Below are 26,999 nucleotides of genomic sequence, written 5' to 3' on the forward strand. Positions count from 1 at the left end.
GGATGAGGGAGTGGAATGCGATACCGCAGGATGGGTCGGCTCGGCTGGCAGGTCAGCGAGGTCGGGTACGGGATGTGGGGCATCGGCGGTGGACCCGGCGGCTTCACCGGCTGGGACTACGACACCGCACCGGCCTGCCTGGACGAGGCGGTGGAACGGGGCTGCAACTTCTTCGACACCGCCTGGGTCTACGGGCGGGGCGTCAGTGAGCAGCTCCTCGGCGGCCTGGTACGCCGGCACCCGGACCGCCGGCTGTACCTGGCCACCAAGATCCCGCCGAAGAACCGCGAGTGGCCGCCCGGCCCCCAGGACACCCTGGACGACGTCTTCCCGGCCGAGCACATCCGCGAGTTCACCCACCGCAGCCTCGAGAACCTCGGCGTGGACCGGATCGACCTGCTCCAGTTCCACGTCTGGGAGGACCGGTGGGCCGCTGACGGCCGCTGGCAGGAGGCCGTCGCGGACCTCAAGCGGGAGGGCGTGGTCGACGGCGTCGGGATCAGCGTCAACCGCTGGGAGCCGACGAACTGCCACGCCGCCCTCGACACCGGCCTGATCGACGTCGTGCAGGTCATCTACAACGTCTTCGACCAGGCGCCGGAGGACGAGCTGTTCCCGCGCGCCCAGCGCGACGACATCGCGATCATCGCCCGGGTCCCGTTCGACGAGGGGACGCTGACCGGCACGCTGACCGCCGACAGCACCTGGCCGGAGGAGGACTGGCGCAGCACGTACTTCGGGCCGGAGAACCTGCTGCCCAGCGTGGAGCGCGCCGAGCGGCTGGCCGCCGACGTGCCGGCGGGGATGACCATGCCGGAGCTGGCGCTGCGGTTCATCCTGCACCACCCGGCGGTGAGCACGGTGATCCCCGGCATGCGCCGCGTCGAGCACGTGCGCGCCAACCTGGCCGTCAGCGACGGCGTACCGCTGGACGCCGGGGTGCTGGACACGCTGCGCGGCCACCGGTGGGACCGCAAGCCCACGTCGTGGTCGCAGTGAGCGCGGCGCAGCACCGGGCGACGCGGTACGGGAGGCCGACATGCCGGTGATCGCCATGTGGGCGCACCCCCGGGCGCTCTCCACCGCGTTCCTGCGCATGATGATCGCCCGCGGCGACGTCACCGTCGTCCACGAGCCCCTGGTCACCCTCGTCGACGAGGGGCACGTGGAGCTGCCCGGCGTGGACGGCGGCACCGTCACCGTGACCGACGCGACCGAGGTCGGCACGCACCTGCGGAAGCTGGGCCGGGACCGGACGGTCTTCGTCAAGGACACTCTGGAGTACCGCTACGAGCACCTGTTCGCCGATCCCGGGGCGATCACGGACGTCACGCACACCTTCATCGTCCGGGAACCGGCCCGCACGATCAGCTCGCACTACGCGATCAAGCCGACGGTGACCTGCCCGGAGATCGGCTTCGAGCACCAGTGGGAGTTGTTCGACCTGGTCAGCCGGACCGCGCTCCGGCCGCCGGTGGTGATCCGGGCCGAGGACCTGCTGCGGCACCCGGGCGAGACGGTGTCGGCCTGGTGCGAGGCCGTGGGGCTGCCGTTCCTGCCGGAGGCGCTGAACTGGGCGCCGGGGGAGCGCACCGAGTGGCGGCGTACCCGCAAGTGGCACCTCGACGTCGAACGCACCTCGGGGTTCTCGCCGGTCGAGAAGTCCTTCGAGGTGACCGTCGCCAACAACGACACCCTGCGGTCGTACCACGACCACCACCAGCCCTTCTACCAGCGGCTGATCCGGCACGCCATCTGCATCGGGGAGGACTCATGACCACCACCGCCGCGCCGCCAGTGACCGCGTCGTCGACGCTGTCGCCCGGTGAGCTGTTCGCCCGCGCGTACGCCGACGATCCCGCCGGCGCCGAGGTGCGCTTCGACTACACCATCACGGACGCCTTCCAGCCGACCAAGGAACGCCCCCGGGTGACCGTGCGCAACCTGTTCCGCAAGCGGCCGGTCGGCATGGAGCCGGTCCGGTTCTGGTCCGAGGGCCGGCCCGACGCGGGCGGGGCCGCCGCCGTGCACGAGTCGGGCCTGCGCCGGGAGGCCGCCTTCCGGTTCGGCACCGCCTCCGCCGGGGTGCACCCGATCCGCGCCTGGGTGCGCATCCCCGAGGAACTCGCCGACGACCCGGAGGCGGTGGCCTCCTTCATCGACTACCGGCTGCTGGTCCGCCTCGCCACGGCCGAGAACCAGGCGCTGACCATCGGCGAGGGCGGTCTGTTGCGGCATCCGGAGATCGGGCGGCTGCCGTACCGGCACGACTGGCTCAGCGGCCTGCTCGCCGCCTGCGACGAGATCGAGCAGACCGGGGCCACCCCGCACGCGATGATCGTCAACCCGAGGGACTACTACACCCACCTGCTCGGCAAGGGCTCCCTCCTGACGGACCTGACCCGCAACGGCGTCCAGATCAGCCGTACGCGGATGGTGGCGCCGGGCGAGGCGGTGGTGGGGGACTTCGCGATGGCGGCCCGCCTGCTGGACGCGGGGCGGTCCGCGATCCGCGTCGGCACCCCGCCGCCCGGTACCCTGTCCATCGATGGACCGGCCGTCTGTGCCGAGATCCACGAGGGGCTGGCCGTGCACCTGCCGACCCACTTCTTCCACGTAGTACCGGCCTAGGAGCGTCGTCGCAAAGCCATGACCGGCGGAAAACTGTTGACCGGCGAGAAACTGTCGTTCTACCGGCCCATCGTGCCGCTCTTCGCCGCGATCTTCCTGTGCCTGCTCGGCGTCGGCGCGTCCCTGGCCGTGCTGCCGTTCTACGTGCTCGACGAACTGGACGGCAACCGGGTCGAGGTGGGGGTGGTGATCGCCGCGATTGCGGTCTCCGCCGTGATCGCCCGGCCCATCGCCGGCCGGATCGGCGACCGGCACGGGTACCGGACGGTGATGCTGGGCGGGGCGGTGGTGTGTGCCGCCGCCGGGGCGGCCTACCTGGTGGCCGGCAACGTCGGCGTGCTGGTCGGCGTCCGGGTCCTGCACGGGATCGGTGAGGCGGCCGTCTACACCGCCGGCGCGGCCTGGCTGGTGGCGCTGGCGCCGGCCGACCGGCGGGGCCGCGTCGTCGGCCTGTACGGCATCCACATGTGGCTGGGCATCACGCTGGGCGCCCTGCTCGGCGCGGTGCTGCTGCGTACCTCCGGTTATCCGGCGGTGTGGCTGTTCGCGATCCTGGCGGCGGCCGCCGGGGCCGCGCTCGTCGCCGCCCGACCGGGGCCGCAGCAGGCGAGCCCGGCGGGCCGGGCCGGCCTCCTGCCGCGCAGTACGTGGGCGCCCGGCGTCGCGCTCTCCCTGGCCGGGTTCGGCTACGCCGCGCTGGCCGCGTTCGTGGCCCTGCACATGGCCGAGCGGGGCGTCGAGAACGGCATCGCCGCGTTCAACGCGTTCGGCTTCACCTACGTGGGGGTCCGGCTCTTCGTGGGCGGGCTGCCCGACAAGCTCGGCGCCGGCCGGGTGGCCGTGGGGTCGGCCCTGGTGGAGGCGGTGGGGCTGCTCCTCGTCGCGGTCGCGCCGAACCTGCTGGTCGCGGTCCTCGGCGGGCTGGTGATCGGCGCTGGGCTCTCGCTGCTCTTCCCGGCGCTGGCCCTGTTGGTCATCAACCGCACGGACCCGGCCCACCAGGGGGCGGCGCTCGGCGCGTTCACCTCGTTCTGGGACATCGGCCTGGTGGCCGGGGCACCGCTGGCCGGCCTGGTCGCCAGCGTGGCCGGCTACCCGGCGGTCTTCCAGGTGATGCTGCTGGCGGCGCTGGTGTCGGCGGCCCTCTCGGCGTGGACGATGCTGCCCCGTCGCTCCCGTGACCAACACCCCGGCTGACCTCCCACCCACCTCCATGCCCCACTGATCATGAGGTTGGCGGCGAAGTCGGTCTCCCCGGCTGCCGCCAACCTCATGATCGACGCGGGGTGGCCGGGTGGGGTCAGGGGAAGCGGGAGGGGGAGAAGGGGGTGGGGTCGACCGGGGGCGGGGCGTCGACCGTCAGCGCGGCGAGCAGGGCGCCCGCCGCCGGGGAGGTCTGGACGCCGTAGCCGCCGAGCCCCGCCATCCAGAGGAAGCCCGGCGCGTCGGTCGCCGGGCCGATCACGGGCACGTCGTCCGGGGCGGCGGTCCGCAGCCCGGCCCAGGGCTGGTGGACGCGGCGGATCTCCAGTGTGGTCGCCGCCTGCACCCGGTCTGCGCCGATCGCCACGTCGAGGTCGTCGGGGCGGGCGTCACCGGGCGGCGCCGGGGTGGTGTCGCACGGGGAGACCAGCAGGCGTCCCGACTCCGGCTTGAAGTAGAAGCTGCCGTCGACGTCGTTGACCATCGGCCAGTCTCCCGCCGGGACGCCGGCCGGCGCGTCCACCAGGAAGGCGGTGCGCCGCAGGGGCGTCAACCCCACCGGTCGTACGCCGGCCGCCGCCGCGACCTCGTCGGCCCAGGCACCCGCGGCGTTGACGACGACCCGGGCGGTGAACTCGCCGGCATCCGTGGTGACCTGCCATCCGCCGCCGCTCCGCCGCAGCCGGCGCACCCGCGCGCCGCACACGACCCGGCCGCCGGCCGCTCGGACGCCCCGCAGGTACCCCTGGTGCAGCGCGGCGACGTCCAAGTCCCGTACGGCCGGCTTCACCATCGCCCGCCGGCACCACTCGGGCCGCACGACGGGGCAGTGCCGGGGCAGGTCGGCGACGTCGATCTCGCGGGCCGGCGGGTCCACCTCGGCCCCGTCGCGCAGCGCCTCCTCGAAGGCGTCCTCGCTGCCGGGTGGGCAGAGGCTGAGCACGCCGCGCGGGGTGAGCAGCGGGTGCTCGGCGAATCCCGTTGGCGGCGCGGTGAGGAAGCCTCGGCTGGCCCGGGTCAGCGCGCGCACCGCCGACCCGCCGTAGTACTCGGAGAACACGGCGGCCGAACGGCCGGTGGAGTGCTGGCCGGGGACCTGCTCCATCTCCAGCAGCACCACGGTCCCGTACGCGGCGAGGTGGTGTCCGGCGCTGGCGCCCGCGATACCCCCGCCGATGACCAGATAGTCGATCATCGATCGAACGGTAGTCGGCGGGCCCTGCGCGGACAAGGGTCGACAAGAATCGATCTTCCAGCCGCAGCCCGTGGCCGCGGGTGGTCCGCGCGGCCCGCCGGTGCGACGGGCCGCGCGGAGCAGGGTCGCGCGGGTCAGGGGCCGCAGTAGAGCAGGCGGTTCGGCGTGCCGCTGACCACGCCCGTCACCACCCCGATCGTCGCCCGGCCGGTCAGGTGGGCCGCGACCTGGGCGGGACTCCAGGTCGGGTTGGCCGAGAGGGCGAGCGCGGCGCAGCCGGCGACGTGCGCCGCGGCCATCGAGCCGCCGCTGATGGTGACCGCCGCCGCGTCGCCGGTGTGCCAGGTGGAGGTGATGTTGGCACCGGGGGCGTACAGGTCGAGGCAACTGCCGTAGTTGCCGCTCGGCATCCGGGCGTCGGTGATGGTGGTTCCGGCCACGGTGAGCGCCGCCGCTATCCGGGCGGGGGAGTAGTTGCAGGCGTTGGCGTTCGAGCTGCCGGCCGTGACGACGTAGGTCACCCCGGACGCGATCGACCGGTTCACCGCGGCGTCCAGCGCCGTGCTCGCGCCGCCGCCGAGCGCCAGCAGCGCCACCGCCGGCCGGACGGCGTTCGCCGTGACCCAGTCCACCCCGGCGATCACCTGGGAGAACGTGCCGCTGCCCGCGCAGTTGAGCACCCGCACCGGCCGCAGCCGGACCTCCTTGGCCACCCCGTGCAGGGTGCCGCCGACGGTCCCGGCGAGGTGGGTGCCGTGGCCGTTGCAGTCGTCCGCCGGGCCGCCGTCGACCAGGTCGACCCCGCCGCCGGCCCGGACGCCGAAGTCGCCGTGCGTGCTCCGGATGCCCGTGTCGATGACGTACGCGTGCACGTTGTGCGCGGTGTTCGGGTAGGCGTACCGGCCGTCGAGCGGGAGGCGGCGCTGGTCGATCCGGTCCAGCCCCCACGACGGCGGGTTGAGCTGCACGCCCGGCCCGACGAGGGTCACCACGCGGTCCCGTTCCACGTACGCCACGGTCGGGTCGGCGGCGAGCCGTCGGGCCGCCCGCTCGGGCAGGTGCGCCACGAATCCGCTGAGCGCGTGCCCGTAGACGCGGCCGACGGTGGCCCCGTAGCGGTCGGCCAGCCGGCCGGCGGCGTCCGTGACGGCGGCCCGCCGACCGTCGGGGTGCCCGAGCGCGTCGTCCCTGAGCACCACCACGTATGCGTCGGTCACGGCGCTCGCGGCGTCGGCGTGCAGGATCCCGCCGGTGGCCGGGTTCGCCGCCGCGGGGGTGCCCATCGCGGCGACGACCGTGGCGGCGGCGAGTACGCCCACCGCGCGGGCGCGCCATCGCCGGGTACGGGGAAGTGTCATCTGCCGGTCCTCCTCCTGTCGACCCCGCGCCGGCTCGTGACCGACGCGAAGCTGCCTGGCCGTTGAGAGGAGGCTATCGGCTATATAGATCCTTATGAATCGCTGTCGGGAACGGCTACTCGGCGAACCGGTAGAGCACGAATCCGTACGGGGACTGCGCCCCGGCGTCCCCGCTCTGTCTTCCGGCGCCGCAGACGATCACGCTGGTGTTCCACGAGCAGCTGTCGCTGCGTACGTCCTTCAACTGGCCCAGCTCGGCCACCTCGCCCGAGCCCACCGACATCCCGGCGACGCTGCGGTCGTCCTCGATCGAGCTCGGCGGGTCGGCGAGGAGGAGCACGTTGCCCGCGTCGAGTCGGACCGCCACCCCGCCGCGCTCGGAGAGCACGGCGCGACCGTCGGGGCCGAACAGCGTGCCGGCCGCCTCCGGGGTGGTCCGTCGGGCGAGCAGGTGCTCACCGAGCGGCACCAGCAGGGTCGCCTCCGGCGCCTTCCAGCGGGTCCACTTCTCCTCGGTCGCCGCCACGACCTCGGCGGTCTCGCCGTCGCCCCCGGTCACCTCCAGGAGGCACGCCCGGTGCTCGCCGCAGGGCACCAGCGACTTCGGCCGGCGCCGGTCGTCCTCCGCGGTGTAGAGCACCTTCGGCTGGGCGTCGCTCGTCAGGTCGTACGCCAGCAGCTGGTAGCCGGCGTCGTCGCGCGCCACGTAGAGCCGGTCCTCGTGCGCCACCACCAGGTCGTCGTGGTCGGCCACCCCGGCTCGGGTGGAGACCACCCGGCCGCTGCCCATCTCGATCAGCCGGACGGACCGGTCCGCGCCCACCTGCACGATCCGGCTGACGTCCCCGCGCCACGGATCGCGCGGGGAACCGTCGAGGAAGGCCGGGCCGGCCAGCGCCTTGTCGGTGGTCACCGGGTGGACGGCGGTGCGCGTGTTGTCGTACTCGTCGCGCGGGCTGGGCTGCGCCCAGATCTCCCCGCCGTCGCGCAGACGCAGCCCGACGAGCCGCTTGCCGGTGCGGTCGACCTGCACCGCGACGCCGTCGCCGAAGAGGACGTCGTCGTCGCCCAGGATCGGCCGGCGCCACCGCTGGTCGCCAGAGGCGCCGTCGAGCAGCACCAGGTCGCGGGGGGTGTCGTCGCCGATGGCGTCGGCGACGACCGCGACCGCGCCGGGCAGCGCGACGATCCGCTCCCACCGCTCGGAGGTCGCCGCCGTCTGTCTGCGCCACTTCACCGCGCCGGTGCCGGCGTCGAGCGCCACCACCTCCAGCCGCCCGTCGTCGAGCGGATATCCGAGGTACGCCCGGTCGCCGAGGACGGCGGTGAACATGTCCGCCGGGCGCTGCGTGCCGGCGGGCACCCGGGTCAGCTGGTCGACGGTGCGGAACTCCAGGGCCGGGTAGCGGTCCCGGGTCAGGTACAGCAGGGCCGCGGTCGCCACGCCGGCCAGCGCGAGGACGGCGGCGAGCGAGATCCAGAGCGCCCGGCGTCGGGGGAGCGCCAGCCCGCTCCGGCCGCCGCCGGGCGACGGCGACACCGGCGTCCCGGAGACGGGTACGCCTGAAGGCGCCCCGGCAGGACCGCCCGGCGTCGCGTGGGACGCCCCGCCTCCGGCCGGTGCGCCCGGGGCCGGCGTCCCCGACGGGACGTACGGCACCGCGCCCGCGGACGACGACGCAGCCGGCGCCCACGGCGACGGGCCTGTGCCCGGCGGCGCGAACGAGGCCGGTCCCGCGCCCGGCGGTGCGAACGGCGAGGGGCCTGCGCCCGGCGGCGCGAACGAGGCCGGACCCGCGCCCGGCGGTGCGAAGGGAGTGGCCGGTGCCGGTGCGGCGGGCACGGTCGGGGCGGTCGGCGCCAGCCCGGCGGGCATGACCGGTGTGACGCCCTCCGGTCCGGCGACGGCGGTCGGCGTGGGGGCCGAGCCGGCGGGCACGGTCGGCGCACTGCCGTCCCGGCCGCCGACGCCGTCGTCCGGCACGTCGGGCGCTGCTGGGGCGGCGGCCTGTGGCGCCGGCGCGAGGGGACCCGGTCGTGGTGCTCCGGCCGGTTGCGCCGGTGCGACGGCGGGTGCGGCGAAGGCGTCGGCGGCCCGGGCGCGCCGGGGCAGGGGCAGGTCGGTCAGCGCCCCCTCGGCCACGGGCAGCTCCGGCTGCTCCAGCACGGTCGGGGCGACGGCCAGCTCGGCGTGCAGCAGCCGGGCCACCATCGGCATCCGGGTGGCGCCGCCGACCAGGAACAGGCCGGAGAGCTGCTGCGCGTCGAGGCCGGCCGACGCGATCACCTCCCGGGTCACCGCCACCGCCCGACCCAGCAGCGGCGCGGCCACCCGCTCCAGGTCGGCCCGGGTGAGCGTGACCGCCGCCTCCACCCCCGGTACGGCCACCGGCGCGGCCGGCACCCGCGACAGCATCTCCTTGGCGCCCCGGACGTTCTCCCAGAGTTCGTGGCGCTCCCGCCACTGGGTCGCGGACTCCGGACGGGTCAGCCGCTCCCACCGGTCGGGGTGCGCCTCGGCCACCAGCTCACCGAGGCGACCCAGCAGGGCGGCGTCCACGTCCAGGCCACCGAGGTCGTCGGCGCCGCCCGCCGTGACGACCGTGAACCCGGAGTCGCCCCACGGGTCCGCGCCCTCGTTGCGCAGCACCGCGACGTCCAGCGTCCCGGCGCCGAAGTCGAAGACCGCGATCGTCCCGCCCACCGGCACCGGGCGGCGCAGCACCTGGGTGTAGTAGCGGGCGGCGGCCACCGGCTCCCGCAGCAGCCGGGTGCCCGGCGGCGTGGGACCGGAGAGCGTGTGCTCGGCCGCCGACGGCCAGCCGGCCGCCGCCAGGGCGTCGGCCAGCACCTGGCGCCGGGCCGCGTCCCAGGTCGCCGGGCAGGTGAGCACCGCCGGAGGCAGGAACCCGACCGCCTCGACGGCCGCCCGGGCCACCGCGTGCAGCGTCGCGGCCAGCAGCTCGGCTGGCGGGTAACGGCGATCGCCCAGCAGCACCGTGGGCTCGTCGATGCGCCGCTTCGGGTTGGGCTCGTACCGGCCCGGGTCGGTCCGGGCCAGCCGCTGGGCGTCCCGGCCGGCGTGCAGCAGCCCGTCCGCGTCGGCGTACACGCCCGAGGGGATGATCGGCTGCCCGTCCACGAGCAGCGGGCGGGTGTGCCCGTCGGGCCGGCGCAGCACGGCGACGGTGTGGGACGTGCCGAGGTCGACGCCGAGGGCGTACCCCTCGTGCTGGCCTGCCATCTGCCGTTACCTCCGCGGGACGAGGGGATGCCCGGCCCCGCATGGTACGCAGCAGCCGCACCGGCGCCGATCCCGCCCTGACGGGCGGCTCAGGCTGCGCGGGCCGTCAGCCGACGATCAGGTCCAGGCCGGCGATCTGGTCCGGGTCGGCGACCACCTCGATGCCGAGGATCCGGTCGGTAACCACGAAGCTGAGCACCAGGCGCGTACGGCCGTCGACGAGCACCACCGCTCCCGGCGCGCCGTCGACGAACGCCGGCACCGCCCCCTGCGCCTTGCCGGAGAAGAAGTCGGCCACCGTGGCCGAGCCGCGAGCCTCGCCGGCCCCGCCCATCCGCACGGCCGCCGCGTCGGAACGCAGGACGACGTGCGGGTCGAGCAGGGCGAGCAGGTCGTCGAAACGCCCCTCGCGGGACGCGGCGAGGAACGCCTGGACGACCCCTCGCTGCCGCGCCCGGTCGGCCTCCGGCGCCGGCGACCCGCCCTGCACGCGTCGGCGGGCCCGGCTGGCGATCTGCCGTACGGCGGCCGGGCTGCGGTCGACCACGGGCGCGAGCTCGTCGAAGGAGACCGCGAACATGTCGTGCAGCACGAACACCAGCCGCTCGGTGGGGCCGAGGGTCCGCAGCACCACGTCCAGCGCGCGCCCGACCGACTCCGTGAGCATCGCCTCCCGCTCCGGGTCGGCCTCGCCGGCCGCGGCCGTGGTCGACTCGTCGGCGGCCACGTCGGTGGGCCGCTCGTGCCGCACGGCGCTGGAGCCCAGCCGGTCGAGGCAGACCCGCCCGACGGTGGTGGTGAGCCAGCCCGGCAGGTTCTCGATGCCGTCGACGTCGGCGCGGCTGAGCCGCAGCCAGGTGTCCTGGACCGCGTCGTCGGCCTCCGCCCCGGAGCCGAGCATCCGTCGGGCCACGGAGCGCAGCCGTTGGCGCTGCTCCTCGAAGCGCTCGGCGAGCAGGTCGGTGTCGCTCACGGCACCGCCATCCCGGTCGGCCTCCGGCCCTCGTGTGGCCGGGGTCACATCTGTCACATCGCCCCTCCGGCTGTCGACAGCAGGGTGACGAAGAAGGAAGCGCTGCGGCGGGGGCGTCGGCAGCGTAACAGGAAGGACGGCACGCGATGTCCGTACAGGCCCGTATGCAGAACCCCACGACCCTGCTTCCCGATGCCGTGAAGGCGATCAATCTGCTCTACAAGGCGGCCCACTCGGCCGGGGTCCCGGGCAGCACCCTGGAACTGGTCCACCTGCGGGCCAGCCAGATCAACGGGTGCAGCGCCTGCGTCGATTCCGGTGCCCGCAACGCCCGGAAGGCGGGGGAGACCGAGGAGCGGCTGTTCGCGCTGGCCGCCTGGCGGGAGACCCCGTACTTCACCGACGCGGAGCGGGCCGCGCTCGCGCTCGCCGAGTCCGCCACGCGGCTCGCCGACCGGGCCGACCCCGTGCCGGACGAGGTGTGGAACGAGGCCGCCCGGCACTTCGAGGAGAAGGAGCTGGCCGCGCTGGTGCTCTGGCTCGCCACCACCAACTTCTTCAACCGGTTGAACGCGACCACCCGCCAGCCCGCCCCGCAGCACTGGGGCTGAGCGGCCGCCGACCCGGGCGTACGGCGGTACGCCACCGCACGCCCGGGTCGCCGCGTACGGTCGTCAGACGGTGTGCAGCAGCCGGAAGCACTGGAGCAGCACCGGGGTGTCGTCGTCGACGGTGAAGCCCGGATCGCCCAGCTCCGCGCGCACCTCCGCGCTGTGCCAGAACGTCTCGTGCCCGGCCCGCCACTGCGCCACCGACTCGTACCCCTCGCCCTCGTCGAGGGCGTGTCGCAGATCGACGTCGCCGAGCCGGACCGCCCGCACGTCGGTCGTCTCGATCACCGCGACCCGCCGGCCCGCCGAGTCGACCACCGCCGATCGCTGCCCGACCTCGGGCAGCGGCTCGTCCGTCCGCTCGTAGCCGAGCACGAGGCTGGACGTCGAGGTCTTCGCGCCGGACAGGATCGCGGCCACCAACTGGTCCCGCAGCGGCCCCGGGAAGGCGAACTCCGCAGCCGGAAGGTCATCGAGTTCCACGTCGACAGGCTAACCACGTCGCACGGCGGTCGCCTTCCGATCGTCGTGGCGTCGCTCGCCGACCGGTACCCGAGGACTCACCTGGCGGTGGTGCGGCTTGGGCTGCGCAGATCACCGTCCGTCAGGGGCGCTCGATCGTCGGGGCCGGCGATGGCGAAAACGCCTGTCAGTCGGCCTCGGCCCTGCGACGAGAACGGCCCAGGTGCGGCGAGAACGCCGGCGACCTGGGCCGGAAGCTGTGGAGCAGACGACGGGATGGAACCTGCACCGTCAGGTCGAAGAGCGCCTCCCGGCGCTGCGATGCACCGGCCACCAACGGCCCTCGACGCTAACTACCCTTGATGTACGCGATCGTGGGCTTCTCCGAGTTGTACCGGACAAAATGGTCGGTATTGCTGAAGGTGTTGCACCGGTAACTGTCGCCTTCCTGGTCGAAGAAGTCGTAGTCGTAGTGCTCTTCGTTGGAGAATTCCAGCCGATAGGCATAGCCGCCGACTTCTTCCCCCGGCGTGTCGGTATTGGAGTGCAGCTTGTACCGCGAGATGGCCGTCGTGGTCTTGAAACTGGCCTCGGTGGTTATCCAGTCGTTTCCACCAACGGGCCAGTCGCAGCTGATGCCGAAGTCGGTCTTCCCCTCGGGCGCAGCCGATCCGCCCTGGTCCGCGTCGGGTTCGCCGAGGTAGCCCACCTCGTACTTCTTCCCCTTGGCGCTGGTGAACTCCTTCCAGACGATGGCATCCTCGTTTACTTTGACGGCAACCTTCTTCGCCATTTCCCACCTTTTCGACAGGGCGGTTGTTGCTCCGCCTCGACATTCCTGGTGCGCGATCAATGGCCACGATAGGTGAGCGATCGGCAAAGCGACCTGATTTGCTCACTACCGCCTCGGCCTGGCGGTGTTTCGGTACCATGTCCCGGTGCCGTACCGCCCGATCGTGACCGCTGCCGACGGCTGGCGGGCCGAGGTCAGGCGCACGGGATGACCCCTCGGTGGGTGTAGCGACCCTGACCATGACGTCCGGGCCGGGCGCCGCCCAGGTGATCGGCGGGGCACCCGATGGGCGTACCGACGGACGATCCCGCTGTCCGAACCGACCTGGGCACTTACCGTGAGCCGGCGGGCCTCGGGCGTCGCAGTCCCGAGCGTTCGACAGGTGTCGAGTTGCTCGACAGGTGTCGAGTTGCTCGACCGGGGGCGTTTCCCCGACAAGAGACGGGAGATGGAGCGTGCGCGGACTGACAGACAAGGTCGTGCTCGTCACCGGGGGCGGATACAGCCCCGATCAGGTCGGTTCCGGCCTCGGTCAATCCATGTGCGCGGAGCTTGCCAAGGAAGGGGCGAAGGTCGTCGTGTCCGACCTCTCCCTGGAACGCGCCAACGCGACGGTCGACCGGATCCGTGACGCCGGGGGAGACGCGATCGGGGTGGCGGCGGACGTCACCGACGAGGCTTCGGTCCACGGCATGGTGAGCGCCGCCGTCGACGCGTACGGCCACGTCGACGTGCTGGTGAACAACGCCGGCGTGTTCGGCGCCTACCTACCGCTGCTCGACATCGAGACCAGCCAGTGGGAGCGCGTCATGGAGGTCGACCTGAAGGGCGTCTTCCTCGCGACGAAGGCCACGCTTCCCCACATGCTGGAGCGCGGGAGCGGCGTCGTGATCAACGTTTCCTCAGCATCCGGGCTGGTCGCCAGCGAAGTCGGGGCCGAATACACCACGGCCAAGCACGGCGTCATCGGGCTGACGAAGCAGATCGCCTACGACTACGGCCACCGGGGCATCCGCGCCGTGGGCATCGGACCCGGCGTCATCAAGACGGCAGCGTTCGAGGGCGCGGAGATCACCAGCGACTTCCCGTTCTACGACCTGACGATGCAGGCCCCCGCGGGCCGGTACGGCGAACCCCACGAGGTGGCCCGGGCGGTCTGTTTCCTCGCGAGCGACGACGCCTCCTTCATCCACGGCCACACCATCCCGGTGGACGGCGGTTCCCCGATCAGGTGATCCCACCGGCCGGCGCGGTCTGCGGCGCCGCTGCTGCCGGGCCGAGACAGCTGGCTGCGCCCTGCCGGGTCCGGAGCACCGGGATCGTTGCGGGCACCGCAACGGCCGGCAGCGTCGAAGGCTACGACTGCGGCGAGGGCCATGCTGGCGGGGTCGGGTGACTAGCCTGACCGCCGTGACGACCGTCGAGCAGCTTGAGCGGGACATGTGGCCGGACCCCGGCCCCGACGGCACCTCTCTCGTCCGCCGCTGCACCGAGCTACGACGCAAGCCGGTGGCAGAGTTCACGATCGAGGATCTGCGCGTCATGCTCGGCCAGCGTGCGCGGATGGACAACGAACTGTGACGCGGTGACGACCTGACCGTACGGCCTCCCGGGCGACCGGTTCCGTGGACGCGCTGCTGCACAAGGATCACTCCTGGCTGCCGAAGCCTTGGCCACCTTCCTCGCGGCCCCGCACCAGCGGGCTCCCAGCGGCGCGCCCACCGCCGCGACCGCGGCGGCGAACTGATCGACCACGCCGACCGGTTTGCCGAGGGGCGCGCTCACGCCGCGCGGCCCACCAGCCGGCCCCGAACGCCGCCACCGTGCGCCGAAGCCCGCGGCTGGGCGACGGTACGCGCCCTCAGCGGCATCCTCATCGGCGACAACGGCGTCCATGGCAGCCCGGGTCCTGGGAGCCTGGGGACCTTGGAACGGGCGGGTGGGACGGAGAGCGCCTCGGCGACGCGTAGCGACGGCCGGATCCGTGGGTGACGCTCTGACGGTCTGCGGGGAGCTGCGACCTTCGGTCAACCTTTTCCGCCAGTCCAGGGTCTCTCTTTTCGTCGGTGACGCCTAGCCAGGACTGGAGAGTGCAGGTGACGGATGACGGGTTCCGCGCGTTCGTCGAGGTCCGGTACGCGGATCTGCTACGGACTGCGTACCTGCTGACCGGTTCGCGGCACGCGGCCGAAGATCTGGTGCAGAGCGCGCTGATGCGGTTGATGCGCCGCTGGCAGCAGGTCAACGACCCGATGGCCTACGTCCGCCGGACCATGGCCAACGAGCGGATCAGCTTGTGGCACCGGTTCGGTTCCCGGGAGTTGCTGGCCGGGATGACCGACGCCTGGCGGCTGCACGCCGAGCGGGGCCGGAGTTCAGACGTAGCGCACGACATCGCGGTACGGGACGAGGTACTCACCGCATTGCAGGGCCTGCCACCCCGTATGCGGGCTGTGCTGGTGCTGCGCTACTGGGAGGACCTCCCCGAGGCACAGATCGCCCAGGCGCTCGGATGCTCGATCGGCACGGTGAAGAGCCAGGCGTCGCGTGGGATCGCCCGGCTACGTGCGGTGCTGCAGGTCTCGCCGGTCGGTTCATTTCCGTCGGATTGCCAGGCGCTGCCGCTCGACAGCCAGGCGCCGTTGGATGTGGCACCCGTAGCGACGAAATGGAGAGGTGTGAACGATGGACGATGAGATCAAGCAAGCGTTGGCTCGGCTTGCCGAGCCGGTGGTGCCGCGCCCTGACCCGTACCAGCGGTTGCTGGTCCGCGTTCGTCGGCGTCGGCAGCGGCGGGCGGCATTGACCTGCGTGACCGGCCTGATGGCGGTGGCGATGGCGCTGCCGCTCTTCGGTGCGGCCGGGCGGTCGACGCTCACTGGCGTGGCGTCCTCGCCGCCGCCGGCGGCCGGGACATTCCAGCCGGCAAGCTGGATCGACAAGCCGACGGTGCGGCAGTTGCTCAACTCGCCGACCCGAGGGAACCTGGCCGGCGACAAGGCACTGATCGCCGACATCGAGCGGCAGTACCGGAAGGCCCGCGCTGAGCTGCTGGTCGACCCGGCGCTCGATGAGGTGAAGGTGCTGCTCGCACACGACGCACCGGGTGCGCGGGTCGTGGTGGTGGTCTTCCTGGACGAGTCGCACGGACTGCTCCGCCATGGCAGCGGGCAGGCCGGGGCGTCCGTACGGGAACTGCTGAACAAGACCGGCACCCCGGTCGAGCCGCAACCTCTGGAACCGTTGGTCTTTTTCGGCCGACGCATGCCGGTGAACGGTGGCCACATTGCTGATCTCACCGTCGGGCTCGCACCGGCCGGGTGTCTCGTCGAGGCGTCCGCTGACGGTCGGATCCAGCCGGACGGGTCAGTCAGGCGGACCTGGCAGGTGGTCAGTGCCGAAGGTTTTGTGGTCCGGGGGGCGGGCCGCGCGGCCGAACGGTGGCGGTTCACCTGCGACGGTGCGGTGCGGTACGCCGGTCCGGCAGGTGGTGGTCTGGGTGTGATCATCCCGACGGAGCCCGGCACGCCGGTCTCCACCGCCGGTGCGCGCGGTTCGGTGGACGCCACGCTTGCCGCCGCCGCGGTGCACGACCTGCGCAGGGAACTCGATCACCACGGACTCACCGGAGGATCACCTGAGGTGATCTGGGGCGGGCGGCTACCTGCCTGGGTTGCCGGCGCGCCGGTGGCCGCACTGGTGAGTTCCTGCTCGGCCGACGGTGGCTGCGCCGCATTGCTCAAGACCGAGGCCAAAGCACCACCGCGGATGGACTCGGGGTCCCCGCCCGACTACTGGACCGCCACGGGGAGTCCGGCGCTGGCCGTCGTCCAGGTGCCGGGAAAGACAGGCGGCGTGCTGGTCGTGGGGCCGGAACCGGCGGTCCGCGTCGAGTTGCTCGACGGAAAGGGGCGGACGATCGCCAGTGGCCGGCTCGAGACCGGGGTGGGCGCGGTGCGCGTCGATCCTCGAAAGGTAACCAAGGTGAAGATCTTTGACAGGGAGGGCCGGTTCCTACGAACCGAGGCCACACCACGCCTCGACGTCAACCTCGGCGAGCGGTTGGGTGAGCCGACCGTACGGGCCTGGTGATGACAATCCGTCTGGTCCTCCGTCGACAGATGTGCGACGTGCCTCCACCAACTGATCTGCAACACCTCAGCGCGCTGGCTGCGTGAGATCCGGATGCGGAGGGCATACGGCATCGGGCGGTGATGGGTGCCGGCATGCCGAACCTTCTCTGTCCGGACAGACCACACCTCGGTTCAGCCGCTGAATCAACCGGCCTCCCGTGATTGATGGACGCCGGGAGGCTATGCCCTGCTCCAACGTGTCGTCGGCGGGCAGCCATGGACGTCGTTCGAGCCATAGGATCACCGGCACTGCGCCGCCGAGGCAGCAGGGACGCATCCCGGCACGACGCCGTGGAGACAAGGGCGCGGGGTCTTGCAACGCCGTGCCGAACGGGGAGGTACGAGTGAAGCCTTTAGTGAAGGTGCTGACCGCTGCCGCGGTGCTCGCGGCGACGGTGGCGATGCCGGCAGCGCCGGCCGCCGCGGGGGGCACGGGCTGGTGGGCCATGTCCGGCTACCTGGTCAGCAACAGCGGATTCAATCCCAACGAGTCGAACGTGACGGTGCCGACCGTCCCGAACCTCAAGCTCACGTACACCGGCACCCCGGCCCGGACCGGCCAGCGTGCACCGGTCGTCGCCGACGGACTCGTGTACACGCAGGATGACACTGGCGTCACGGCCACCGACGAGGGGACCGGCGCGCAGAAGTGGCGCTTCGAGCCGGACCTCGAGAGGTTCGGGTCGCCTTCGCAGCTCGTCCACACGGCCGGCCGGATCGTCTGGGCGGTGAACGACAGCCCTGCCATGCCTGGCGCCGATTCCACCAAGATCTTCGTGCTCGACGCTGCGACCGGAACGGTGGTCCGGGACTTCCACGACGAGGGCGTGGTCACGCAGATCCTCGTCGACCGGGATGTCGTCGTGGTCTCCGGCGAAAGCCGCTACAGCAGTGACACGCGTGCCTACCGCCTCACCGACGGACAGCTGCTGTGGCAGCGCAACCAGTACATGAAACAGCCGGTCTCGGCTAACGGTCGCGTCCTTGTCTCCGGAACCGGAATGGGCGCCGGACCCCTGACGAGCACCATCGTCGACATCGGCACCGGCAGCATCATCCACACCACTCAGGACCGTGACTACCGGCCGCTCGCGGCGGACGAGACGGGGACCAAGTTCTACGTCGCATGGGGGCACAGCCTGCAGGTCCTCGACGCGACGACCGGCACCCTGACCTGGCTCGCGTCGGGCCTGTACCCGAGGTTCGTGGTGGTCACCCCGACCAGGCTGTATGTCACCTCGACCGAGGGCACCGTCTCCGCGTTGAACCGCAGCACCGGCGCAACGATCTGGAGCCGGAGCATTCCGGAAAGCCAGCACCAGCGGGCGATCATCGCGGGTGGCGTCTTGTACGTCACCGCCAAGAGCGACCGGGTGTACACCCTGAACCCGGTCGACGGCGCCCCGCTGAAAGCGCCGGCGTTCACCGGCGCGGTCGGCCAGCTCGTGGTCACCTACGGCAGGGTGTATGTCACCGACGGCACGAAGCTGACCGTCTACGGCCTCTAGCCTCCGGTCCACGGCACGGCCGGCGCCGCTGGCCCTCAAGATCGGTACGGTTGGAACAAGAACGGCCCAGGCTCGGCGACAACGCCGCTGACCTGGGCCGTTACTGCTGGAGCGGGCGACGGGAATCGAACCCGCACCGTCAGTTTGGAAGATCGTTCTCGGCTGACCTGATCTGTCCGGAACGCCTGGCCAGCGGTGTTGTTGTGCTGCCCGATCATGACCGCTACAGACCGTCTGGGACACCGGTTACTGGCACGTAGCTGGCACGGCTACGCATGGGCACGCGGTTGTCCCGGCGGCATGCGGCTTACCGCCCTCAGATGGCATTTTGGCTGATCTTCGAGGTGCCCCCGGCTGATCCCAGCGAGAACGCATCCAGCGCTGCTTCCGGGCAGAGCAGGTACGCCACAGGTACCGCAAGTTGTGGCTCACGCCATACTTGCCCTCTGCTGCCAGATGAGCGACGAAATGAGGAGGGGAGACACTAGCCGTGGCCAGGCGCAGGTACCGCAAGTCCCAGCCGGTGGAGTTACCAATCCCGCCCCTGATGCCCCGCACGCTCATGGGCAGGTTCCTACGCGAGAGCATGCTGCGCCAGTCATCGGAGAGCGGACCACTCACGGCAAGGTTTTCAGAGTTCAGCTCGCTCGGCTCCGTCCATGTCATGATCGCCGCCTTCCAAATCGCAGTGGATCGACTCTTCGAACCCAACAACGGGCTCAAAGACGTCGGCCTCCTCATATCTGCCATGCAGCGCGCATTCGGCCTGGAGCTGCCTTGGCCGGAGACCGAGGCCCTCATCCGCTTCGAGATGGGTGAGGACGTTGCGATCGAAGACCTCTCGGTTCGCGCCAAGACTTCCGCCATGATCTTGACCCTTGGGGCCTATGCCGACTTCGTGGAGCGGAACGAAGCAGAGGTAGACGCTCTCCTCATCGAAGCCGAGCGAAGAGCCTTCGACCGCGGGCACCATCCGGAGCTTGCGGAGTAGCAGCGGCTGCCGACCGGCGGTACCGGTGGATGCGGTTGTCCGGCGGCGTACGGCTTACCGCCCCCGGCCTCTCGGGCCGGGGACGGCTTGCCGTGTCGACGGCTCTCCTGCGCCTGGTCCCTGGTACCCGGTGGCAAGCCGCGAAGCGGCGCGGCAGCGATCGCCCCGCCCTCGACGGTGGCCAGCCACCCTCGCGATCGTCACGGCCTGGCGGTGGCCGTGTACGGCTGACAGGATGTCGAAATGAACGCTATCCGAAGGGGCTATGCCGCGTAGAAGACCGGCATCGCTTCGACTGCGGGAGCGGACCTGGCGACGACCGTGTTTGCGCTATCGCAGCACTGCCAGCCTTTCCGGAGCAACCAACGCGGCGATTCGGCAGCTCGAAGGCGCGCGACTGATGCCAGGGGCCGTGGCTGCGGCAATCAACGTCTGGTCCGTGCACGTACGTGGGATACGACGTTCGTGGAAGCAGTGGGAGGCCGAGTTCACCTGTTCCTGCTGCGGTGCGGGCTGGGCCCGCGACCTGCTCGAAGACGTCGTGATGATGCTTCCACCGCACGCCGGGAGTGAAGTGCGCGCCCTCGTTGATGCCCTGGACGCCGTCCTGCTGCGCCGGAGCCTTCATGATCCGCGGACCTCGCCCGAACTACCGTGGTGGCACCGCCGATGCTAACCCAGCCGAACGATCGGCCCGCCGTGCCGGCCGATGCCGGCCGGAGGCCGCCAGCAGGCCGAGTGCGGCGGGCTGCGCCGCGCTTGCGCGGCGCCTTGATCCTAATGAGAACGTTTCGGCAGTGGCGTCGCTGGCAGGGTCCATCCGACGTCTCGTCTACAAGAACCGTGCGCTTCGTCTGCCTGCGTCCGCATCCGTCGCCCGCCTCGGCCGACCGTCACGCGACGCCGGGCGTGGGCGTCTTTGTTCCGGCTCGTAGCTGTCACCGTTGCTGTCGACAGTCCGCGCGGGCCAACGCCAGCGCCGATGAGGTGATTTCATTCGATCATGATGCAGCCCATACGCCGTGGCGCCTACCGGTTCTACGCCCATCGCCTCCGCGCCCAGCTGGCTGGGAAGTCGCTGCCACGGCACGTAGCAATGGTGATGGACGGGAACCGCCGGTGGGCCAGGCAGGCGGGCTTCGATGACCCCGGGGTGGGCCACCGGTACGGCGCGGAACACGTCCACGAGGTACTGGGCTGGTGTGCCGACATGGGCATCCATCACGTCACTCTGTTCATCGCCTCCGTCGACAACATGCGTAAACGGGCATCCGAAGAGGTGGAGAACCTGATGCGGATGATCGAGGAGGTCGTCGCGGAGCCGCTCCTCCGCCCGGCCAATCCCTGGCAGCTTCACCTGGCCGGCCGCGCGGACGTCCTACCCGACTCGACACGCCACGCCCTGAAACTCGCGGAAGACGCCACCCGCGAACGCGGTGCCGAGTTCCATCTCACAGTCGCCATCGGCTACGACGGCCGCGAGGAAATCGTCAGTGCAGTTCGTTCCCTGCTGGAACAGGAGGCACGAGCGGGCGCCACACTCGACGACGTCGCACAACGACTAACCGCCGACGCTCTCGCGGCGCACCTGTACACCGGCGGCCAACCCGACCCTGATCTGGTCATCCGCACGAGCGGAGAACGCCGCATGTCCGGGTTTCTGCTCTGGCAGGCCGCCTACTCCGAACTGTACTTCTGCGACGTGTACTGGCCCGGCTTCCGGAAGATCGACTTCCTGCGCGCCCTGCGCTCCTACTCGGCCCGCAGCCGACGATTCGGAGCGTGACAACCACATCCCCCTGCTCCCGGTTCCGTGGCACAACCGCAAAGACCGGCGACCGTCAGACGTTGAAGCGGAACTAAGTCCCCCGGCACGTCTACCTGCGGCAACAGCGGCTGACGCCTGCTCACATGCAGTCTTACGCTGCCATGGTTGGCCACTGTTTGACGACGTTTGACGGTGTCTCGTGCCCCCTGTGTGCCCCACGCCGCCATCACCGGCCCGCGACGCGGTCGAGCCTCGCCAGCCTGCCGTCGAGAGCCAACCAGACCTTCTCGCCAGCCAACCGACGGGCTCCCGGTGGATCTTCGGCCCTATTGCTGTCCGTGTGGGTGATATACCCTGCTGTGATGGTGGCGGGCGAGCTACGGCAGCAGACCGGCAGCATTGGCGTAGATAGAGCTAAGCGGTGGCTGAACTACTCGACCCGCGTCGCGTCGATCTACACAAACACTGACAAAGTGTTTAAAGACCTGCTGCATTTCCAGTGGCCCTATGGCGGTCAAGGCTTCAGCTTTGACATAGGGGGCAAGTTGCGCGGCGGCGATCTGCATGACAAGTCATTCATGGCGGAAGTCAAGGCATATCGCTACGAGATGGACTCAGCAACAGAGTATCGGAAATTCATCGCCGAATGCTACGTAGCATTTCAAGAAAAGCCCGACCGATGCGATAATCTGATATGGCTATCCTGGGCTCCCTTTCAAGCGCAGAGTTGGCACAAGCATCGGAGTGCAGAGTCCATCAAAAAACACCTTCTTCACGCCGACAACACCTTTCGGGTATTTGGAACAGAGTCAGCCGAGGAAGCGCATGGAAAATTAGACACGCAAGTAATATACGAATTAACCAATCGCTTGTGGCTGCTGACGCTCTGCGATGAGCAGGAGGGCCTAGTAATCACGAGCGACCACTACCAGCGGGTTATGGCGTTCATGGGCATCGGGGAGGAGTCCCAATGAGCGGCGAATTCAGCGCGGCTCTGCGTCATGCGCTAGATTTCGACACACCGGATCGGCGCATCGACTCCTTGAAAACCAGCGTCAGCAACTTCCTGCGATCCGGCGACCCGTCTGCCCGGGTCAGGAAGACTGAGTACTTCAACCACACTTTCGCGCCAGACCTAGTACTGACCTGGCCGGAGGAGAATCGGGAGAGGCTCGTCTTTCTGCGCACCGATCCAAACCCAGAATGGCTAGCAGCTGACCTTAAAATCATCGCACCCAGTCACCCAATCATGCTCACTCTGGACGACTCCGGATCCGGACAGGATTCAGCCGCTCACGAACGCTTGGTGATGGCTGCGAAAGAGGCTCGGGCCCTTATTACGAATCCGGATGCGATCGAGGAATTTGTGTCCCCTCGCGTCCCGATTACTTCGGTGCTTACGAACGCCGTCATCCGTGGTGGCCTGGGCCTAGTAGATGAGCAGGCCGCGAGGGGTGCGGCCGAATCAGCCATCGCGGGGTTCTCTGCTGCGGAGCATTTGGAGGCGGAGCCGATCAGGTCGGCGCTCGTAGCAGCCGAAGGCATGTTGGACGACGAGCAGGCCAACCGGTTCAGTCGTCTTTACCGGGCAGTCTGGGAGGGACAGGGCGGGACTCCTGAAAATTTCCCGTCCCATCGCAACCTGGCCGGCCCACTAACAGGCAGAGACCTTTCCCTTCTTCTTGCAACCCTCACAACTGATGATGTGCAATTCTGGCGCAGGATCGGGCGTAGCGTCCGACTCGAACAAGTAGTAGCCCTGGGGCCAGAATCAGGACCGAATCTAGGCCACCTAGTCGAAGCGAATTTGGATCGGTTGCTAGCACGTGGAGCGCGTGTCTTCGGCCAGAGCGGCGCGTCGAGCTCCGAGGGCCAGCGTGCGAACTGGGGAGTAGAAAAGGACTGTCTAGCACTGCGCGGTGACGGCTGGATTGCCTACTTCGCCGCCAGGTCTAACGACTTGCCTCCGCATGAGACACGACGCGGCGTGTCGGTTACTACCCTGATTGATGGCATCCGCCAGCTAGGAGTTCGCATGACGGATGTCAAAGTGCAGCAGGCCAACTTCGCCATCTCGATCCAAGCTGTAGGCAATGCCGACGTCGTCGACAGTCCAGACTTCGGCCAACTAGTGGCTCGTGGCGACTCCGTGGCGCAGACGGCCGCAATAGCGATGTCTAGCGGACGTAATCTAATAGCGGATTTCGTTACTGGAACGGCCATGGGCCACACCAACGCCTCTTTTCCACTTCACGAACTAGCGCAAGCCGCAGTTCGACTTCTACTTGAGTTGAGCCATCGGAATGTGCCCGATGCTGACGTGAGGCTAGTCTCTGGCCGTGATCCAGTAGTAATTCAGGACCCGCTCTGGGAATGACGTCCCCCTAAGCCACCCTGCCATCCCGTCTGCCCTCGACCCGCCCTCCTGGGGAGCAGGCCGCGGCCCTCCGGGTCGAGGGCAGGCGGGATGGACTACCGCAACCACCCACGGACCGTGACCCGCCGACGGAGCCCCGGCCATCCTGGAGCCCGAGCGCCCCCGCCGGAGGCGCTCTAACCGCAACCCTGCGACCACCGCCAGCTCGCCGACGCGGCCGGCGTGGGTCACGTCCGCGCGAGTGGTGTGGGAGACGGCCATCGCGGATCCGATCTGATGTTATGCGGCGATCGGGGTGGGGTCGGGCTGGTCGGTGTCGTGTCGGCCGGTCTCGACGGTGATCATGCGGGCTTTGGCGAGTAGTTCCAGGCCCATGTAGCGGCGACCTTCGGTCCACTCGTCGGTTTGCTCGGCCAGGACGGCGCCGACGAGGCGGATGATCGCTGGCCGGTTGGGGAAGATCCCGACGACATCGGTGCGGCGGCGGATCTCCTTGTTCAGCCGCTCCTGCGGGTTGTTGGACCAGATCTGGCGCCAGATCTCACGCGGGAAGCCGGTGAACGCGAGCAGGTCGTCGCGGGCGGCGTCGAGGTGTTCGGCCGCGGCCGGGAACCTCGCCTCGATCGTGGCCACGACCCGCTGGAACTGGGCCCGGACGGCGTCGGCGTCGGGCTGGTCGAAGACCGTGCGCACCAGGGTCGCGATCCAGGGCTGCGCCGACTTCGGCACCTTCGTCAGCAGGTTGCGCAGGTAGTGGGTCCTGCACCGCTGCCACGATGCGCCGGGCAGGGCCGCGCCGATGGCGGCCACGAGGCCGGCGTGTGCGTCGGAGATGACCAGACGGACTCCGGACAGGCCGCGGGCCGTCAGCGACCGCAGGAACGCCAACCAGCCGGCCCCATCCTCTTCAGAGGCGACGTCCACGCCCAACACTTCGCGTTGGCCGTCGGCGTTGACGCCCACGGCGATCAGCGCGTGGACGTTGACGGTTCGTCCGGCTTCGCGGACCTTCATCGTCAGCGCGTCCATCCACACGAACGTGTAATGCCCGGAATCGAGGGGCCGGTTGCGGAACGCCTCCACCTGGACGTCGAGGTGGGCGGCCATCTCTGAGACCTGCGACTTCGACAGCTGCCGGATGCCGAGTTGCTCGACCAGCTTCTCCACCCGCCGCGTCGAAACCCCGAGCAGATAGGAGGTGGCCACGACCGACACCAACGCTTGTTCGGCCCGCCGCCGGTGCGTCAGCAGCCAGTCGGGGAAGTAGCTGCCGTGGCGCAGCTTCGGGATCGCCAGGTCGATCGTCCCGGCCCGGGTGTCCCACTCCCGCTGCCGGTAACCGTTACGCGAATTGACCCGCTCGTCGCTGCGCTGCCCGTATACGGCGCCGCAGATCGCGTCGGCCTCAGCGGACATCACGGCCTGCGCGAACGTCTTGATCATCGCCTGCAACATGTCCGGCGACGCGCCCGCGATCTGCTCGCACAGCAGGTCAACAGGGTTCACACTCTCAGATGCGGCCATCGCGCTTCACTCTCCTTCGTTGGACTTAGCCGTCTCGAAGGATCGCGCGGTGGCCGTCTCCTATCTACGCAACACGCCCATCACAGGCAAGTCGTACACCACTACCGTGGACGCAACCGCCGGCGTGCGCTCCCCTACGCCGCGCGGGCTCGTGGCCGCGCGGCCCGGCCGGCTGCCGGCCCACCCCTCACCGGTCAACGCTGCTGTCGTCATGCGGCGGCCCCTCCGGGCTTCCCGCCCTCCGCGCCAGCCGCCGGGCGTGTTGCGGGGGCCGGAGTCGGAGCGCCAGCGGAGCGACGGACGCGCGCCTAGGCGGCGGCGCGTGCGGCCCGTCAAGGGCCGCCTTGATCGTGTATCGAAACTGTGCTCTAGATTGCGCTGCCGTATTCGGCGTACGCAGAGCTGCCAGTACTACGCGCTGCAATCGCCGAACGGATCCTGCGGGCGAGCCGGGCCGGGCCGTACTGGTCCAAGGACTCTGCGCCCACGTAGCGCCATTCGGTGAGTTCACCATCGGCGAAGCGGATGTCACGCTCTTGCTTGGCGCCGAGTGAACCGCCGTCGAAGATGAACAAGAGCTTGTCGCCCTCGTGTTCGGCGGGCGCCCAGTCAACGACCAGCATCGGTCCGAGCGCGGGCGTGAGGCCGAGTTCCTCTTGGACCTCGCGTACGCATGCGCCTCGTGGTGACTCGCCGGGTTCGACGTAGCCGCCGGGGATGTCCCAGTGCTCCTTGTAGCTCGGGCGTACGAGGAGCACGCGGCCTTCGTTATCGAAGAAGAGGGCGCCTGCGGCGACGCGTGGGGTTGCCATGGGTGGCATCTCGTTGGCCGTCACCAGGGCAGCCTAGATGGGCTGGGTTCAGTCGAGCACCTTGAGCCGCCGGGCCAGTCCGACTAGTTCGGCTGAGGGCTTGCCGCGCTGCCGGCGTACCCAGGTCAGGGCGAGTTGTCGGCTGAGGAAGTGGTGTCGGACCTGTTCGGGTGCCATCTGCTCGGCGTCGAGCAGGACGGCCTGGGCGTCGTTAACGCGGTTCCAGGAGCTGTAGGCGCGGGCGACTTCGAGGGCGTGCCGTACGCGGCGTTCCATCGGTAGGCCGGCGGTGTCGACGCGCGGGCCGAGGTCGATGGCGACTTGCAGGTTGCCCAGCTCGGCGGCGGTGGCGACGCGGTGGATGGCGACGTTGGTCGGGCCGAATGCGGTCCAGAGGTGGTTGGCGTCGGCTCCGAGTTGGCCGGCGGCGTGGTCGGCGGCGGTGAGAAAGGTGCGGGTGGTGGCGGCGTCGTTGGAGCGGGCGGCGGCCATCGAGCCGGACAGGAACAGGGTTCCGTAGACGGAGAGCAGCGCTGGTGTGGCGTGCTTGAGGTGGGGCTCCAGGTAGCCGGCGGCGTCTTCGGTGAGGCGTACTGCTTCGGCGTAGCGGCCGGTGGCGTGCAGGGCGTGGCCGACGGAGCGGAACAGTGAGCCGGTGATGAGCGAGTCGCCGGTGGGGCGGACGGCGGTCAAGCCGCGGTCGGCGGCGATCCAGGCGAGGTCGCTCTCCCCGAGTTTGGTGAGCTGGGTCGCGGCGAGCTGGTACGCGAGGCCGAGTAGGCGGCGGGCCTGGTCCTGGTCGTCGCCGTCGTGGTGGTCGGCGGCGGCCTGGGCGCGGTGGAGCAGGTCGGGCAGGCGGCCGGTGACGTATCCGAATCGTGAGTCCTGGTAGGCGTCCCAGAGGGCGCCCACCTCCTTCTTGAGCACGGCGACGCTCGGCGGCTCCGCGTGCGTGCCGCCGCCGAACGGGGCGATAGCGCAGTAGTTCATCAGGGCGGCGCGGAGGGCGGGCACGGTTTCGGTGCCGCTGTCGCCGGTCCAGTCGAGCAGCGAGGGTTCGCCGAGCAGGTCTCCGAGGGAGATGTCCAGGACTTCGGCGAGGGACTTGATGACGGAGAGCCGGTCCAGCTCGATCCGGTTGTTCTCGATCTTGCCCAGCCAGTCGGCGGTACGGCCGATGAGCCCGGCTAGGACCTCTTGGGACAGGCCGCGTCGCCGGCGGTACCAGGCGACGCGCTCGCCGATGGTCAGGGTGTTGGTTGTCCCGCGCACCGGTTCACTGTCTCCCCTCGGTCGACTGCGACCCCGGAAGGATTTTCCGGGTCGCCGGGCGGTATATGCCACAACCTGTCTGCATGACGGGGCTGAACGTATCGAGCAACTGCCAATCCTGCTCGGGCGCGGGCTGGAAGTACA

23 protein-coding genes are annotated in these 26,999 nt (G+C 70.3%); 14 read left to right on the forward strand and 9 right to left on the reverse strand.

Going from position 1 to position 26,999, the window contains the following annotated elements; all coding sequences use genetic code 11:
• Positions 1 to 15 precede the first annotated feature (15 nt).
• The 4 genes from GA0070610_RS04210 to GA0070610_RS04225 are packed head-to-tail and all read left to right on the forward strand — an operon-like array spanning position 16 to position 3,828.
• The gene (locus tag GA0070610_RS04210; RefSeq protein ID WP_088998812.1) at positions 16 to 999 is read left to right on the forward strand and encodes an aldo/keto reductase; all 984 of its coding nucleotides are present in this window, start codon (positions 16 to 18) and stop codon (positions 997 to 999) included.
• Between the two features lie 40 nt (positions 1,000 to 1,039).
• Complete coding sequence (locus tag GA0070610_RS04215; RefSeq protein ID WP_088998813.1) at positions 1,040 to 1,777, forward strand: sulfotransferase-like domain-containing protein; 738 nt, start codon at positions 1,040 to 1,042, stop codon at positions 1,775 to 1,777.
• Entirely contained in the window at positions 1,774 to 2,631 is an 858-nt protein-coding gene (locus GA0070610_RS04220) for a family 3 encapsulin nanocompartment shell protein (RefSeq protein WP_088998814.1), read from the forward strand. The genes GA0070610_RS04215 and GA0070610_RS04220 overlap by 4 nt, the downstream gene beginning before the upstream one ends.
• Before the next feature lie 36 nt (positions 2,632 to 2,667).
• On the forward strand, positions 2,668 to 3,828 hold the full coding sequence (locus GA0070610_RS04225) for an MFS transporter (protein ID WP_231925900.1): 1,161 nt from the start codon (positions 2,668 to 2,670) through the stop codon (positions 3,826 to 3,828).
• Positions 3,829 to 3,931: 103 nt separating this feature from the next.
• Here GA0070610_RS04225 and GA0070610_RS04230 read toward each other — a convergent pair whose 3' ends face one another.
• From GA0070610_RS04230 to GA0070610_RS04245, 4 genes are all read right to left on the reverse strand, one after another.
• Positions 3,932 to 5,029 (reverse strand): NAD(P)/FAD-dependent oxidoreductase, encoded by a 1,098-nt coding sequence (locus GA0070610_RS04230; RefSeq protein WP_088998816.1) that lies wholly within the window; start codon positions 5,027 to 5,029, stop codon positions 3,932 to 3,934.
• A 134-nt stretch (positions 5,030 to 5,163) separates the two neighbouring features.
• Complete coding sequence (locus GA0070610_RS04235; RefSeq protein WP_088998817.1) at positions 5,164 to 6,387, reverse strand: S8 family peptidase; 1,224 nt, start codon at positions 6,385 to 6,387, stop codon at positions 5,164 to 5,166.
• A 115-nt stretch (positions 6,388 to 6,502) separates the two neighbouring features.
• A complete protein-coding gene (locus GA0070610_RS04240; protein WP_088998818.1) occupies positions 6,503 to 9,631 on the reverse strand; it encodes an Hsp70 family protein in 3,129 nt (1,042 codons plus the stop codon).
• 106 nt (positions 9,632 to 9,737) lie between these two features.
• Positions 9,738 to 10,604: a sigma-70 family RNA polymerase sigma factor gene (locus tag GA0070610_RS04245; protein WP_088998819.1), complete on the reverse strand. Its 867-nt coding sequence runs from the start codon at positions 10,602 to 10,604 to the stop codon at positions 9,738 to 9,740.
• Positions 10,605 to 10,750: 146 nt separating this feature from the next.
• Between GA0070610_RS04245 and GA0070610_RS04250 the strand changes: the two genes are divergently transcribed.
• A complete protein-coding gene (locus tag GA0070610_RS04250) occupies positions 10,751 to 11,215 on the forward strand; it encodes a carboxymuconolactone decarboxylase family protein (RefSeq protein WP_197697793.1) in 465 nt (154 codons plus the stop codon).
• Between the two features lie 63 nt (positions 11,216 to 11,278).
• Here the strand turns inward: GA0070610_RS04250 and GA0070610_RS04255 are convergent, their stop codons facing one another.
• Both GA0070610_RS04255 and GA0070610_RS04260 read right to left on the reverse strand, forming a co-directional pair.
• A complete protein-coding gene (locus GA0070610_RS04255) occupies positions 11,279 to 11,698 on the reverse strand; it encodes an ASCH domain-containing protein (RefSeq protein WP_088998821.1) in 420 nt (139 codons plus the stop codon).
• 328 nt (positions 11,699 to 12,026) lie between these two features.
• Positions 12,027 to 12,470 (reverse strand): hypothetical protein, encoded by a 444-nt coding sequence (locus GA0070610_RS04260; protein WP_088998822.1) that lies wholly within the window; start codon positions 12,468 to 12,470, stop codon positions 12,027 to 12,029.
• A gap of 455 nt (positions 12,471 to 12,925) precedes the next feature.
• On the opposite strand from GA0070610_RS04260, the gene GA0070610_RS04265 reads away from it, so the two are divergent.
• The 9 genes from GA0070610_RS04265 (at position 12,926) to GA0070610_RS30315 (ending at position 23,247) form a co-directional block, all read left to right on the forward strand.
• Positions 12,926 to 13,705: an SDR family NAD(P)-dependent oxidoreductase gene (locus GA0070610_RS04265; protein WP_088998823.1), complete on the forward strand. Its 780-nt coding sequence runs from the start codon at positions 12,926 to 12,928 to the stop codon at positions 13,703 to 13,705.
• Between the two features lie 175 nt (positions 13,706 to 13,880).
• Positions 13,881 to 14,051, forward strand: a complete 171-nt coding sequence (locus GA0070610_RS04270; RefSeq protein WP_157747026.1) for a contact-dependent growth inhibition system immunity protein — start codon at positions 13,881 to 13,883, stop codon at positions 14,049 to 14,051.
• Positions 14,052 to 14,560: 509 nt separating this feature from the next.
• Positions 14,561 to 15,166: a SigE family RNA polymerase sigma factor gene (locus GA0070610_RS04275; protein ID WP_331716496.1), complete on the forward strand. Its 606-nt coding sequence runs from the start codon at positions 14,561 to 14,563 to the stop codon at positions 15,164 to 15,166.
• The gene (locus GA0070610_RS04280; protein WP_157747027.1) at positions 15,156 to 16,562 is read left to right on the forward strand and encodes a hypothetical protein; all 1,407 of its coding nucleotides are present in this window, start codon (positions 15,156 to 15,158) and stop codon (positions 16,560 to 16,562) included. The genes GA0070610_RS04275 and GA0070610_RS04280 overlap by 11 nt, the downstream gene beginning before the upstream one ends.
• A gap of 397 nt (positions 16,563 to 16,959) precedes the next feature.
• Positions 16,960 to 18,111, forward strand: coding sequence for an outer membrane protein assembly factor BamB family protein (locus GA0070610_RS04285; RefSeq protein WP_172896390.1), 1,152 nt, complete (start codon positions 16,960 to 16,962; stop codon positions 18,109 to 18,111).
• Positions 18,112 to 18,658: 547 nt separating this feature from the next.
• Entirely contained in the window at positions 18,659 to 19,102 is a 444-nt protein-coding gene (locus tag GA0070610_RS04290) for a hypothetical protein (protein WP_157747028.1), read from the forward strand.
• 1,003 nt (positions 19,103 to 20,105) lie between these two features.
• Positions 20,106 to 20,888: a polyprenyl diphosphate synthase gene (gene uppS, locus GA0070610_RS04295; protein ID WP_231925902.1), complete on the forward strand. Its 783-nt coding sequence runs from the start codon at positions 20,106 to 20,108 to the stop codon at positions 20,886 to 20,888.
• Between the two features lie 344 nt (positions 20,889 to 21,232).
• Positions 21,233 to 21,844, forward strand: a complete 612-nt coding sequence (locus GA0070610_RS30310; RefSeq protein ID WP_157747029.1) for a hypothetical protein — start codon at positions 21,233 to 21,235, stop codon at positions 21,842 to 21,844.
• On the forward strand, positions 21,841 to 23,247 hold the full coding sequence (locus GA0070610_RS30315; protein ID WP_157747030.1) for a hypothetical protein: 1,407 nt from the start codon (positions 21,841 to 21,843) through the stop codon (positions 23,245 to 23,247). Before GA0070610_RS30310 ends, GA0070610_RS30315 begins: the two co-directional genes overlap by 4 nt.
• Positions 23,248 to 23,526: 279 nt before the next feature.
• Here the strand turns inward: GA0070610_RS30315 and GA0070610_RS04300 are convergent, their stop codons facing one another.
• The 3 genes from GA0070610_RS04300 to GA0070610_RS04310 all read right to left on the reverse strand — a co-directional run bounded on the left by GA0070610_RS04300 (position 23,527) and on the right by GA0070610_RS04310 (position 26,855).
• On the reverse strand, positions 23,527 to 24,771 hold the full coding sequence (locus tag GA0070610_RS04300) for an IS256 family transposase (protein WP_088998828.1): 1,245 nt from the start codon (positions 24,769 to 24,771) through the stop codon (positions 23,527 to 23,529).
• Between the two features lie 368 nt (positions 24,772 to 25,139).
• Complete coding sequence (locus GA0070610_RS04305) at positions 25,140 to 25,607, reverse strand: NUDIX domain-containing protein (protein ID WP_231925903.1); 468 nt, start codon at positions 25,605 to 25,607, stop codon at positions 25,140 to 25,142.
• A gap of 24 nt (positions 25,608 to 25,631) precedes the next feature.
• Positions 25,632 to 26,855, reverse strand: a complete 1,224-nt coding sequence (locus GA0070610_RS04310) for a helix-turn-helix domain-containing protein (RefSeq protein WP_088998830.1) — start codon at positions 26,853 to 26,855, stop codon at positions 25,632 to 25,634.
• Positions 26,856 to 26,999: the final 144 nt, after the last annotated feature.

Origin of the sequence: Micromonospora echinofusca (assembly GCF_900091445.1) — a bacterium.
GTDB classification, from domain to species: Bacteria; Actinomycetota; Actinomycetes; order Mycobacteriales; family Micromonosporaceae; genus Micromonospora; species Micromonospora echinofusca.